Annotated in this window: 12 protein-coding genes; 6 read left to right on the top strand and 6 right to left on the bottom strand. The window is 69.3% G+C overall.

All coding sequences use genetic code 11. The features are described from left to right. Window positions 1–507 (top strand): hypothetical protein (locus ACRDPS_RS09525; protein ID WP_431501390.1); only part of this gene is annotated, 507 nt, incomplete at its 5' end. A 2-nt stretch (window positions 508–509) separates the two neighbouring features. Beyond that, a complete protein-coding gene (locus ACRDPS_RS09520) occupies window positions 510–845 on the top strand; it encodes a hypothetical protein (RefSeq protein ID WP_431501389.1) in 336 nt (111 codons plus the stop codon). A gap of 89 nt (window positions 846–934) precedes the next feature. Here ACRDPS_RS09520 and ACRDPS_RS09515 read toward each other — a convergent pair whose 3' ends face one another. Next, window positions 935–1,894, bottom strand: a complete 960-nt coding sequence (locus ACRDPS_RS09515; protein ID WP_431501388.1) for an SDR family NAD(P)-dependent oxidoreductase — start codon at window positions 1,892–1,894, stop codon at window positions 935–937. Window positions 1,895–1,904: 10 nt separating this feature from the next. Further along, complete coding sequence (locus ACRDPS_RS09510; protein ID WP_431501387.1) at window positions 1,905–2,405, bottom strand: anthrone oxygenase family protein; 501 nt, start codon at window positions 2,403–2,405, stop codon at window positions 1,905–1,907. A 93-nt stretch (window positions 2,406–2,498) separates the two neighbouring features. On the opposite strand from ACRDPS_RS09510, the gene ACRDPS_RS09505 reads away from it, so the two are divergent. Beyond that, window positions 2,499–3,470, top strand: a complete 972-nt coding sequence (locus tag ACRDPS_RS09505) for an AraC family transcriptional regulator (protein WP_431501386.1) — start codon at window positions 2,499–2,501, stop codon at window positions 3,468–3,470. On the opposite strand, the gene ACRDPS_RS09500 is transcribed toward ACRDPS_RS09505, so the two are convergent. Beyond that, the gene (locus tag ACRDPS_RS09500) at window positions 3,413–3,898 is read right to left on the bottom strand and encodes a GNAT family N-acetyltransferase (RefSeq protein ID WP_431501385.1); all 486 of its coding nucleotides are present in this window, start codon (window positions 3,896–3,898) and stop codon (window positions 3,413–3,415) included. The two genes, ACRDPS_RS09505 and ACRDPS_RS09500, sit on opposite strands and share 58 nt — an antisense overlap. Before the next feature lie 43 nt (window positions 3,899–3,941). Between ACRDPS_RS09500 and serC the strand changes: the two genes are divergently transcribed. Further along, window positions 3,942–5,057 (top strand): phosphoserine transaminase, encoded by a 1,116-nt coding sequence (serC, locus tag ACRDPS_RS09495; protein WP_431501384.1) that lies wholly within the window; start codon window positions 3,942–3,944, stop codon window positions 5,055–5,057. A 213-nt stretch (window positions 5,058–5,270) separates the two neighbouring features. Here serC and ACRDPS_RS09490 read toward each other — a convergent pair whose 3' ends face one another. The 3 genes from ACRDPS_RS09490 to ACRDPS_RS09480 form a co-directional block, all read right to left on the bottom strand. Further along, window positions 5,271–6,236, bottom strand: coding sequence for a hypothetical protein (locus ACRDPS_RS09490; RefSeq protein WP_431501383.1), 966 nt, complete (start codon window positions 6,234–6,236; stop codon window positions 5,271–5,273). A gap of 13 nt (window positions 6,237–6,249) precedes the next feature. Further along, window positions 6,250–7,476: a class I SAM-dependent methyltransferase gene (locus ACRDPS_RS09485; protein ID WP_431501382.1), complete on the bottom strand. Its 1,227-nt coding sequence runs from the start codon at window positions 7,474–7,476 to the stop codon at window positions 6,250–6,252. Between the two features lie 245 nt (window positions 7,477–7,721). After that, window positions 7,722–10,517, bottom strand: a complete 2,796-nt coding sequence (locus ACRDPS_RS09480; RefSeq protein ID WP_431501381.1) for an FAD-binding and (Fe-S)-binding domain-containing protein — start codon at window positions 10,515–10,517, stop codon at window positions 7,722–7,724. Window positions 10,518–10,681: 164 nt separating this feature from the next. Between ACRDPS_RS09480 and ACRDPS_RS09475 the strand changes: the two genes are divergently transcribed. Together ACRDPS_RS09475 and ACRDPS_RS09470 are read left to right on the top strand one after the other, a co-directional pair. Beyond that, on the top strand, window positions 10,682–12,040 hold the full coding sequence (locus ACRDPS_RS09475) for an MFS transporter (RefSeq protein ID WP_431501380.1): 1,359 nt from the start codon (window positions 10,682–10,684) through the stop codon (window positions 12,038–12,040). A gap of 17 nt (window positions 12,041–12,057) precedes the next feature. After that, window positions 12,058–12,308: hypothetical protein (locus tag ACRDPS_RS09470; protein ID WP_431501379.1), on the top strand; the 251-nt coding region annotated here is incomplete at its 3' end.

Below are 12,308 nucleotides of genomic sequence, written 5' to 3'. Positions count from 1 at the left end.
GCCGCGCACTATTGTGCGCGGCCGGTTGCAATTTCAGAACGTATTCTGAATACTGGCCCTATGGCCGCCATCAAGTTCTCCGACCTGTCTCGCGACTCAAAGCGTGTCGCCGAGGCAACAGAGCGTGGACCCGTGACGATCACGAGGCGCGACGGGGAGACGCTGGTGCTCCGCCGCCAACAGGATGTCGAGCGCGAGCGGGCCGGCGTGGCCGCTGCGATCCAGGTGATCACCGCGGCAGTCGCCGGACAACCCGCGAGCTTCACCGAACGGCTGAAGACGCCGTTTCCATGGATCGCGCTCCTCCCTGAGGACGAGCGCGGAGAGTTCGCTGCCGAACTGGTCGACATCTCCAGGGCATGCGCGGCGGTTAACGCCTTTGACCCCCTGCTCACCCTGATCCACGCTTGGAGTTCGACCGCCGAGGCCTACGCCACCGGGCACGCCTCGGACTCTGAGCTCGAGTGGCTCACCGCGCCGGAGCCAGTCGAGCGCCCGACCGACTGATCATGGCGAAGGAATCTCGGGTCCCTCGGCCGACGAAGAAGTCTGAGTACGCGATCGTCTTCGCGACGAACCAATCCCGCAAGGGATGGTCCGACTTGTCGGCGACCACCCGCAACGCCCTCGCCGACGCGTGGGACTTCCTCACGCGAACGCCCATGGCCTCCTCACCGACGTGCCATCAACTCAAGGGGTCTCTGGCCGCGGTAGCCCACGCCGGTCGCATCCACGAGCGCTGGCAGTACGAGCTTCCTGGCGGAGCCCGGATCTGGTTCTACGTCGAGGACGCCACGGTCCACCTCATCGATGTGCACACCCACCACCCCAACGAGACGAAGTAGGACCGCGAGGTCGACGAGGGCGACCATCCGCCAGGGAGGACGTGCTTTCCTTCGCGCCATGGTCGCCTGAGCACCCATCTGTAGCCCCGTCAAGCCACGCCGACGAGGCGGGCGCTGTCGTCCCAAAGCTTCTCGGCGAGGTCGTCACGGCGCCCGAGGTCGGAGGGATCGGGCCAGTCGAGGCGGCCGCGGCGCAGTGCGGCATACGTACGTCCTGGCGGCGGCGTCACCTCGTCGAGCGCCAGGTCGGCGAGGGCATGTCCGGCCGACGTACGCGTGTTCAGGTCGTGCTTGAACCACCTCAGCGGAGCGCCGGCGGGTGTGCCGAGCACCGACCACGCGAGTCTCAGCGGGGCGGACAGGTCGCGGGCCAGGCCGGTGCCGAACACCTGGCCCGGGTCATATGCGATCACGTTGAGGTGCCGTGGCTCCGGGAGCCGCACGAGATGACGAGCGGTCAGCACCGCACACAGCTTGGACGCCGTGTAGGCATGCTCCCCCGCCTTCTTCGGGTCGGAGTCGCGACCTTCGTCCTGGTCCGGGTGGGCGAGCAGCGTTGCGTCCGCATGCCGTGGGGTCGCGAGGCCGGCGCCGGTGGCGGGGTCGTGGGTGCCGCTGCTGGTGAGCACCACCGTGGCCCCGTCGGCAAGGTCGGGCAACAGCAGGCGCAGCAGGAGATAGTGGGCAAGATGGTTGACGGCGAAAGTGATCTCGAAGCCGTCCAGCGTGCGCCCGGCGTCGTCCTGCTTGATCAGGCCGGCATTGAGCAGCAACCCATCGATCGCTCGGCCATCGAGGTGGGCGCGCACCTCCGAGGCGAACGTGCGAACCGACTCCAGGCTCGTGAGCTCGAGGGTGGCCGGGTTCTCGGAGGGGGAGGGCGACAGCGGGCGAAATTTTTCGCCCGCGGATGACCCCCTCCTGCTCTTCGGCGCCGCGCCGGCGCCGGACCGCGCCCCGACCAGCAGCTTCGCTCCGGAGCCGGTGAGTCTTCCGGCGGCCACCGCGCCGAAGCCGGAGCTGCCACCGGTCATCACGATCACCTTCATGCCAGCACCGTCATGCCAGCACCGCGATCATCAGCGCCAGGGCTGCCGCTGACCCGATGGTCCGGACCAGGTTCCACCGCCCCCAGATCCGGTCGAAGTCGGCTCGGACCTCGGCCACCTCGGCAGCGCCGAGCTGGTCCAGGTCGAGGTCGCGGACCCGGTTGTTGAAAGGCAGGATCACGAAGCCGGTCGGGATCCAGAAGGTGACCTGGGCGATCACGACCGCCACGATCATGAGCACTCGTTCCGTCGCCGAGAACTGCGCGAAACCAGCAACGAGCGCGGCGATGCCGAGGATGAGCGAGCCGAAGATCGCGAACCAGAACGCCGGCTGCCAGTCGCGCGAGGGCGTGTTGGGCTGCACCCGCCGGTCGATGGTCTGGAATCCCTTGAGCCCGTCGCGGGGCTCCGCGTCCCGCAACCCTGGCGTGATCAGCGTCGTGAAGGTGAGGTAGACGCCGGCGGCGAGCCCGGTCGCGAAGGTCGCCGCGGCGAGAAGGAACGTATCCATGCCGGTAAGCCAACCGCGCCCCGGACCTCGCCGACATGGCGAAGAGTCGCGAAGCCATGTCCGTACGTCCTGAGCAGGTCTAGATTGACCCTCGTGGACGCGTTGGCCCATCTGCTGGACGGCCCGCGGGCGCGCGGCGCGATCCTGCTGCGCGCGCTGCTGGAACCACCATGGTCCATCCGCCTCCAGGACGACTCCCCGCTCGGCCTGCTCACGATCCTGCGCGGCACCGTCTGGCTGACGGACGACGACGCGGCGCCGATTCTCCTTCCGGCCGGCACGGTGATCGTCGTCAAGAACGCCGACCCGGTGACGATCGCCGACGACCCCGCCACCCGTCCACAGGTGGTCGTCCATCCCGGCTGGCGGTGGACAACACCCGCCGGCGAGGAGAACAGCGACTACCGGAACCTGGGCGTACGTGGCTGGGGGAACGATCCCGACGGGTCGACCGCCATCCTGTTGGCCTGCTATCAGGTCCGGGGCGAGATCAGCCAGCGGGTCCTGGACGCCTTGCCCAGCTACTTCCTGCTTCCTCCGGGCTCCTGGAACGACGCGCTGGTCCCGGTGCTGGTCGATGAGATCACCGCGGATGGCCCAGCGCAGGGGGCCGTCCTCGACCGGCTCTTCGACCTGCTGCTGGTCAGCGTCATCCGCGACTGGTTCGCCGACCCCGGCTCGGACGCGCCGGGGTGGTTCCAGGCGCACACGGACCCGGTGGTCGGCAGGGCCCTGCGCCTCCTGCACGAACGCCCTGCCGAGAGCTGGACGATCGCCCGGATCGCCACCGAGATCGGTGTCTCACGCTCGGCCTTCGCCCGCACCTTCACCGACCGTATCGGCGTCCCGCCGATGACGTACCTCAAGCAGTGGCGGCTCTCGATGGCCGCCGACCTCCTGCTCGATCCCGACCGCACCCTGGACGCCATCGCCCGGCGCGTGGGCTACAGCGACGGCTTCGCGTTGAGCAGCGTCTTCAAGCGTGAGCGCGGGGTCAGCCCCAGGACCTACCGGGAGACGGCGAGCCGCTTGGCCATGCAGCGTACGAGCTCGTCGTCCTTGTAGAAGCCGAACGGCTCGACCTCGGCATAGCCATTGGCCGCGTAGAGCCCGATCGCCTCGTGCTGGAGGTCCCCGGTGGTGAGGACCATGACCTCGAAGCCGGCCTCGCGCGCGGACGTCTCGACGTGGACGAGCACCCGCTTGGCGATGCCCTGGCGCTGGGCCTCGGGCACGACGTACATCCGCTTGATCTCCGCGGTGACCGTGCCTCCAAGGGCAGTTTCGCCGGAGCGTCGCCAGGCGCCGGAGGCGACCGGGACGTCGTCGAGATAGGCGAGGAAGTAGGCGCCCTCGGGTGCCTCGAACATCGACGGCGTGGTGGGGTCGTAGTCGGGCTCGCCGTAGCGTTCGACGTAGAACTCCTGGACCCGGTCGACGAGTTTCAGCGCATCCGGGTGGTCGTAGGCGACCCGGCGAATCTCAAGAGGCACGTCGGCATTCTGACCCATGCCCACGTCTTGGGAGAATGGGTTTATGACGCTGCAGATTCCCGCCGACCTCCTGCCCGCCGATGGACGCTTCGGCTCCGGGCCGTCGAAGGTCCCCGCCGGCCGTTTGGAGGCTCTCGCCGCGACCGGCGCGTCGGTGATGGGCACCTCTCACCGGCAGCAGCCGGTGAAGGAGCTCGTACGCCGCGTCCAGTCCGGGCTCTCGGAGCTCTTCGCGCTGCCGGAGGGCTATGAGGTCGTCGTCGGCAACGGTGGCTCGGTGGCGTTCTTCGACCTGGCGACGTACGCCCTGGTGCGTGAGCGGAGCCAGCACGCCGTCTTCGGGGCGTTCGGTCAGAAGTTCCTGAAGGCCGCCGAGGCGGCCCCGTGGTTGGCCGACCCGTCGGTGATCTCGGCCGACCCCGGTTCGCTGGCGGTGCCCGCTGCCGAGGACGGCGTCGACGTCTATGCGTGGACGCACAACGAGACCTCGACAGGTGTCATGGGGCCGGTCGTACGCCCCGCCGGCGCGGGCGCGGACCAGCTCACCATCGTCGACGCGACCTCGGCCGCCGGAGGGCTGCCGCTCGACGTGACCCAGAGCGACGTCTACTACTTCGCGCCGCAGAAGTCGTTCGCCTCCGACGGTGGGCTGTGGCTCGCGCTGCTCTCCCCTGCCGCGATCGCGCGGGCCGAGGAGATCGCGGCCGGTGGCCGGCACATCCCGTCCTTCTTCTCGCTGACCGAGGCGATCAAGCAGTCCCGCAGCGGTCAGACCGTCAACACCCCCTCCATCGCGACGCTCTTCCTGATGGCCGAGCAGCTCGACTGGATGAACTCCTCCGGGGGCCTGGACGCGATGGTCGCGCGCACCACCGCGTCCTCGGACGCGCTCTACGGATGGGCGGAGAAGACGGCGTACGTCACCCCGTTCGTGCCCGACCCCGGCCACCGCTCGCTCGTCGTCGGCACCGTCGAGCTCGACGCGGGCATCGACAAGAACGAGCTGCGCCGGGTGCTCGCCGAGAACGGCATCGTCGACCTCGACGCCTACCGCGGCATCGGCAACAACCAGCTCCGCATCGCGATGTACCCGAGCGTCGACCCCGCCGACATCGAAGCCCTCACCGCCTGCATCGACTGGGCAGTCGACCGCCTCTAACCCCGACCCGGCGCAACTGCCCCAAGAAAACAGGTCGACCCGGCGCGTCTGTCTCAAGAATCTGGCTCGAGTCGGCGCAACTGCCCCAAGGAATCAGGTCGAGTCGGCGCGTCTGTCTCAAGAAATCGGGTCGAGTCGGCGCAAATGTCCCAGACCGTGGGACAGACGCGCCGACTCGAGCCTTGGTTCTGGGACAGACGCGCCGACTCGGCGTCAGGTTCGTTTGCGGAAGATGAAGTACGCAGCGACGGCGAGCGCGACCAGGGCGATCGGGCCGGCGTTGCTGCCATCGCCGTCTTCGCCACCGTCGTCGTCGCGCTGGGTCGGCTGGTCGGCCTTGTCAGCTGGGGTCGGCTCGGCGGTCGGGGACGGGTCGATCCCCAAGGCCCGGTGAACGAGATCGGGAGACATGCGGATCACCTCGGCTCGGATGCCTTCGCTGGTCACGACGACGTCGCCCTTCGCGGTGACGCCGATGGCCTCGCCCTGTTCCTGGTCGGGTGTCCGGAAGGAGCCGACCCGGTCCATCGATGGCCAGGCGTAGACCGTGGCGCTGTAGTAGCCGCGGATGAGCAGGTGCTTGCCATCGGGGAAGAAGGCGCCGTCGGTGGCCATCGGGAGGACCGGGGCGATCTCCTTCAACGTGTTCGGGCGGTCGGGATCCAGGCGCCTCGGCACCGCGTAGAGCCGGCCCCCGCCCCAGTCCTTCGTGGCGACGTAGACCCGTCCGTCGGGATGGGCCAGCAGGGCCTCGGCGTTGTGCGGGCCGTCGGGGTAGACGAGCTCAAAGGTGGTCGGCGACACCGTGCGCTCTCCGCGCCCGACCCGCACCTTCGCGATCCTGACCGAGTCCCAGACGCCGTTGTTGTCGCCGATGTCACCGACCCACACCTGGTTGTCGCCGGCCGGGGCGAGCCCCTCGACGTCGACCGGGTCCTCTGACCAGTGAGACACCCCGACCGTGTCGCCGCGGGAGTCGACGGTGAAGACGCGGCCGCTGTCGCCGGAGTCGTTGGTGGTGGCGTACAAGCCACCGGCGAGCGGTGTCAGTGCGCTGGCCTCGCTGATCCTCGGGTCGGAGAACGCGAACAGCACCTCGTTGCCGCCGGCGGCATGCGCGGGCGTGGCCGAGATCAGCGCCAGCCCCAGTGCGCCCGCGGCGGCAACGACCCGGATCATCGTCGAGTCGGCCTCAGGAGCTCTTCTGCGCCAGCAGCTCCGCGAGCTTCGGACGTACGCCCCACTCGGCGACCAGCTCGTCGTACTCCTTCTTCACCGAGCCGCCCTTGACCGGCGAGCCGGTGCGGATCGCGCGGAGCATGGTGTTGCGCGGGGTGTGCTGGCTCTCCACGAACTGCACCACCTCGACCCGGTAGCCGGCCAGCCGCAGCAGGCTCGCGCGCAGGGCGTCGGTCAACGTGTCGGCGAAGCGCTCGCGGAGGATGCCGTGGCGGGTGAGCATGGAGTAGGGCGCCGGGGTCGGTGCCTTGCGCAGCTGGGCGGCGATGTCGTGGTGGCAGCACGGCGCGGCCAGCACCAGCGGCGCCTCCCACTCGACCGCCCGTGCGAGTGCGTCGTCGGTCGCCGTGTCGCAGGCGTGCAGGGCGAGCACGACGTCGGGCTTCTCGGTGAGCTGGACGCCGTCGATCGTCCCGGCCACGAACTCGGCATTCACCTTCAGCTCGGCCGCGATCTCGGTGTTGTGCTCCCGCGACTGCTCCTTGACGTCGACACCGGTGACGACGACGGGCAGGTCGCGCACCTCGGTCAGGTAACGCTGCGCGGCGAACGTCAGATAGCCGTTGCCGGCACCCAGGTCGATGATCCGCAGCGGCTCGTCCGCGGTCGGCTTCCGGACCTTGCCGGACTTCATCGCGTCGGTCAGGGCCGCGTCGAGCTGGCGCAGGAACTCCTCGACCTGGCGATACTTCGCCTGCCGCGACGGCTTCAGCTTGCCATCCTTGTCCGAGAGCCCGAGCACCCGGAAGACCGGATCCGACTCCGGCAACAGCCGTTCCTTCGTTCGGTCGTGAGACCGATCGGCCTCGGTGGTCGAGCCTGTCGAGGCGACCTCGCGAGTCTCGACGAGCGCCGTGGTCGCCGTCTTCGCCTGGATCTGGGTCTGCTCGGTCGCGGTCGTCACGATCCAGTTGGCAAAAGGTACGTCGAGCAGGTCGTCAAGCGCTGTGGGGTCGCCGACGGGGTGGTTCGACGTGAACGCCTGGGTGGCGTCGTACGTGGTGATCTGCAGCTGCCGCCCGGCCTTGAGGTCGACATAGCGCAGCTCCGCGCGGCGCCACTTCGGCGTCGTGCCACGCTGCTTGCCGGACGCGACGACCTTGACCAGTGTCGACGGGTCGAGGATCACCGACCGCATCCGGTTCAGCGCCCGCAGCAGCGGCTCGGACTCCCTGCTCAACTCAGCACCCCCGCAACGACGACGAGCAACAGCAGGGCGACCAGCGCGCCGGGAATGATCATTCGGCGATAACGCGGGTTCACCGTCTCAGTCTAGGCGCGGGCGCGCGGCAACGCTCATCGTCGCTGTCAAGGGGTGCCGCCGCCCGTGTAACACGTCGTTCGTAGGACTATCCGGTCGTTCCAATAGGGCGAGTAGTCCTACGAACAGCGTGTTACACCGCCGGTGGCCGGCCCAACCGCAACTCAGACGCGAGAGGCGAAGAGCTCGGCGAGGTGCATGGCCGGCACCGAAGCGAGGTCGTCGAGCTGGACGCGGCAGGACATCCCGTCGGCCAGGATGACCGCATCGGGCTGCGATCGGACCGCCGGCAGCAGGGACGTCTCCGCGACGGCCACCGACACCTCGTAGTGCCCTTCCTCGACCCCGAAGTTGCCGGCGAGGCCGCAGCAGCCGGAGACCCGAGTCACCTTCGCGCCCGCCTGCACGAGCAGCGCCTCGTCGGCCGCCCAGCCGAGCACCGCGTGCTGGTGGCAGTGCGGCTGCGCGACGATCTCGACGCCGGTCAGATCGGGCAACGCCACCCGACCCTCATCCACCAGCCGGGTCACCAGCTCGGCGAACGTGAGCATGCCGGAACGTACGGCCTCGGCCTCCGGCAGCGCGGAGAGCTCCACCGAGTCGGACCGCAGCGTCGCGGTGCACGACGGCTCGAGCCCCACCACCGGGACGCCGGAGGAGACATAGGGCGCCAGCGTACGGACGGTCTTCTCCATGATCGCCCGCGCGTCATCGAGCTGCCCGGTGGTGATCCAGGTGAGCCCGCAGCACGCCTTCTCGCCGATCACGCGCACGGTCAGGCCCTGCGACTCGAGCCACTTGATCGCACCATGACCCGACTGGGCGAAGAAGTGGTCGGTGAACGAGTCGGCCCAGATCCACACGTCCGGGGTCTCGGGAAGCTTCGCGGTCGGCGCCGACCGCTTCAGCGTCTTCGGCGAGAACGCCGGGATGGAGCGCCGCTGGTCGATCCCTGCGGTCTTCTTGGCCAGCTTCGCCAGCGGCGAGACCTTCAGCGACGCGTTCGCCATCCGGGTGAAAGGCGCCGCCAGCCGCGCCCACTTCGGCAGCTGGCCAAGCAGCGCGTGCGACCGCGGCCGCCGCTGACCGAGCACGTCGTGCTTCTGGTGGAGCGCCTCGGACTTGTACGTCGCCATGTCGATGCCCGTGGGGCAGTCGGAGGCACACCCCTTGCAGGCCAGGCACAGGTCGAGAGCGTCAGCCACCTCAGGAGTCCCGAGCCCGTCGATCAAAGATCCGTCCAGCGCCTCCTGCAGCACCCGAGCGCGTCCCCGGGTGGAGTCCTTCTCCTCCCTCGTGGCGAGGTAGGAGGGGCACATGACACCGGCGGTCTTGGGAGCGACACACTTGCCGACGCCGGTGCAGCGGTGCACCGCCGCGCCCAGGTCGCCGGAGTCGTGGATCAGCCGCAGCGCGGTCCTCGGACGTGAGCGTGGCCGCACCGGACGCAGGTCCTCGGTGATCGACGCCGGCCGCACGATGTTGCCGGGGTTGAGCAGGTCCTCGGGGTCGCAGATCGCCTTGACCTGCTCGAACAGGTCGATCGAGGTCTGGTCGTACATCAGCGGGAGCAGCTCCGAACGCACCCGCCCGTCTCCGTGCTCGCCCGAGAGCGACCCGCCATAGGTCACCAGGCGCGTCGCACACGCCGTCATGAACTCCCGGAACACCTGCGCCGACTCGGGCGCGTCAGGAGCGAAGGGGAAGTCGATGCGGCAGTGCAGGCAGCCGTCGCCGAAGTGCCCATAGGGATAGCCGTGGAGTCCGAATGACTCCAGGATCTCCTCGAAGTCACGCAGCCAGGCGCCGAGATGCTCTGGCGGGACGGCAGCGTCCTCCCAGCCGGAGTGGGCCGGCGTCGGCAGCGAGACTCCGCCCAGCCCGGCGCCGTCCTCGCGGATCCGCCACAGCGCGGCTGCCTCGGCCGGGTCGGTCACCACCCGCGAGTCGAGTGCGCTCGAGGCCTCGATGAGTCGTTTGACCAGGTCAGGAGCGTCCTGGCCGGCGACCTCGACCATCAGCCAGCCGGCACCCCTGGGGAGATCGGGCATCCCGCGGCCCTTGGCTCGCACCAGGTCGGCGATCCGGGCGTCCATGCCCTCACAAGCGATCAGCCGCCCCGGCGCCACCCCGAGAAGGGAGGGCACCGCGTCGGCCGCCTCCGGCATCGTCGGATAGCCCAGCACCAGCAGCAGTCGACCGGGCGAGTCCTCGACGAGCCGCACCGTCGCCTCGAGGACCGTGGCGAGGGTCCCTTCGGAGCCCGCCAGGAACCGGTCGACCCGGCCGTTCTCCGGCAGCAGGTGCTCGAGCGAGTAGCCCGAGACCTGACGACCGAACCGCCCGAACTCCGTACGCACGTGGGCGAGGTTCGCGCCGACGAGCGCCTGCAGCCGCTCGGCCGTCGCCCCGGAAGAGACACCGTCGGCATAGACCGCCTGCTCACCGTTCCCGAAGAGCACGGTCAGCGCCTCGATGTTGTCGACGGTGCGCCCGTACCCCAGAGCGCGGTTGCCGCAGGCGTTGTTGCCGATCATCCCGCCGATGGTGCAGCGGGTGTGCGTGGACGGGTCGGGACCGAACCGCAGCCCGTGCGGGGACGCCGCCCGCTGCAGGTCGGCGTGCACGACGCCCGGATCGATCCGCGCCGTCCGCGCCTCCGGGTCGATCTCGTAGATCGAGCGCAGGTCCCGGGTGTCGACGACGATCCCGGGCCCGACGGCGTTGCCGGCGATCGAGGTGCCCGCGCCTCGCATCGTCACCGGCGTCCCGACCGAGCGCGCCACCGCATGCACCCCGAGCAGCTCGTCGCGCGACTGCGGCCGAACGACCACCGAGGGCACGACCCGATAGAGGCTCGCGTCGCTGGAGTAGAGCGCCCGCGCCAGCGGCGAGTCGTCGACCCGGCTGATCCCCTGGTTGCGCAGCTCATTCACCAGATCCGAGGCAGTCGCGTTCACCCGATCATTCTCACAGACCGGCGTCACCGACCCGACCACCGTCCGCAGGCACCCACCCGCGCGGTCGACCCAGAACCCGAACCCGTCTCAACCATCGATACGCGACTCTCATATGATGGGACGACCCGCGAGAGGCGGGCCCACCGACACCTCGGAGAAACACCATGTCCGCCACCCCCGCACCGGCCAACCCGCGCTCCCGCGTGCTCGTCGCCAGCCTCATCGGCACGACGATCGAGTTCTACGACTTCTACGCGTACGCCACCGCAGCCGTCCTCGTCTTCCCGGCCCTCTTCTTCCCGGCCGGCGACCCGACCACCGCCCTGCTGGCCAGCTTCGCCGTCTTCGGCGCCGCCATGGTCGCCCGCCCCATCGGCGCGATCTTCTTCGGTCACCTCGGTGACCGGCTCGGCCGCAAGACGACCCTGGTGATCTCGCTGCTCACCATGGGCATCGCGACCTTCCTGATCGGCGCGCTCCCGACGTACGAGACCGTCGGCTGGGTCGCCACCGCGCTGCTCGTGCTGATGCGCCTGGCCCAGGGCTTCGCGCTCGGCGGCGAGTGGAGCGGCGCCGCGCTGGTCGCGACCGAGAACGCTCCCGAGGGCAAGCGCGCCATCTACGGTACGTTCCCGCAGCTCGGCGCACCGCTCGGCTTCATCCTCTCCAACGGCCTCTTCCTGGGCATCGCGGCGCTGCTCTCCGCCGAGGGCGCCGACCCGACCAAGCCGTCCGAAGCCTTCCTCCAGTGGGGCTGGCGGGTGCCGTTCCTCTTCTCCGCGGTCATGGTCATCGTCGGCCTGTGGGTCCGACTGCGCCTGGTCGAGAGCGACGTGTTCACCAAGAGCCAGGACGCCGGCCTGGTCCGCAAGGTCCCGCTCGCCTCGGTCGCCCGTCACCAGGGCAAGCAGCTCGTCCTCGGCACCTTCTTCATGCTGGCGACGTACGTCCTCTTCTACCTGATGACTGCCTTCTCGCTGTCGTTCGGCACCGCCGCCAAGGACCTCGCGGTGCCTGGTCTGGGCTACGGCTACACGACCTTCGTGCTGATGCTGATCTTCGGCGTGATCTTCTTCGGCATCTTCACCATGGTCTCCGGGCCGCTGGCCGAGCGCTTCGGTCGGCGCCGGCTGCTGATCGTGGTCACCCTCGGGATCATCGTCTTCGGCCTGGTCTGGGTGCCGTTGGTCAACGGCGGCACTCCTGGCGTCGTCCTCTGGCTGGTCCTCGGCTTCTCCCTGATGGGTCTCACCTTCGGGCCGATGGGCGCGCTGCTGCCCGAGCTGTTCCCGACCAGCGTGCGCTACACCGGCTCCGGGATCTCCTACAACGTGGCCTCGATCCTGGGCGCCGCGGTCGCGCCGTTCATCGCGGTCGCGCTGTGGAAGCAGGCCGACGGGTCGCCGTTCCTCGTCGGTGTCTACCTCTCCGTGATGGCGGTGATCACCCTGATCTCGCTGGTGATCGGCAAGGAGACCAAGGACGTCGTGCTCGAGGAGCCCTCGGAGAAGGTCGCGGTCTAGCCGCTAGCGTGGCGGAGATGACCGTCAGGATCCTCTCCGCCGTAGACGTACGCAGCGTCTTCACGCCCCAGCTCGCCCTGGACTCCCAGCGCGAGGCGTTCACCCGACTGGGCGCCGGGGAGGCGGTCCAGCCTCCCCGGCTGCTCGTCCCGGGACCGGACTCCTCGATCTCGTTCTGCTACTCCTCCCGGATCGCTCCCGACGCTCCTGCGGTGAGCAAGTTCGGCAGCGTCAACCCGTCGAACGCCTCCCGCGGTCTCGGCGCGGT

It is taken from the genome of Nocardioides sp. (genome assembly GCF_050699375.1).
In the GTDB taxonomy this organism is placed as follows: domain Bacteria; phylum Actinomycetota; class Actinomycetes; order Propionibacteriales; family Nocardioidaceae; genus Nocardioides.
This window is presented reverse-complemented; position numbering and strand designations above follow the sequence as displayed.

Excerpts from the sequence above, each read along its gene's own strand:
- serC (WP_431501384.1), top strand. The coding sequence starts at position 3,942 with ATGACGCTGCAGATTCCCGCCGACCTCCTGCCCGCCGATGGACGCTTC.
- ACRDPS_RS09510 (WP_431501387.1), bottom strand. The coding sequence starts at position 2,405 with ATGGATACGTTCCTTCTCGCCGCGGCGACCTTCGCGACCGGGCTCGCC.
- ACRDPS_RS09520 (WP_431501389.1), top strand. The coding sequence starts at position 510 with ATGGCGAAGGAATCTCGGGTCCCTCGGCCGACGAAGAAGTCTGAGTAC.
- ACRDPS_RS09490 (WP_431501383.1), bottom strand. The coding sequence starts at position 6,236 with ATGATCCGGGTCGTTGCCGCCGCGGGCGCACTGGGGCTGGCGCTGATC.
- ACRDPS_RS09515 (WP_431501388.1), bottom strand. The coding sequence starts at position 1,894 with ATGAAGGTGATCGTGATGACCGGTGGCAGCTCCGGCTTCGGCGCGGTG.
- ACRDPS_RS09475 (WP_431501380.1), top strand. The coding sequence starts at position 10,682 with ATGTCCGCCACCCCCGCACCGGCCAACCCGCGCTCCCGCGTGCTCGTC.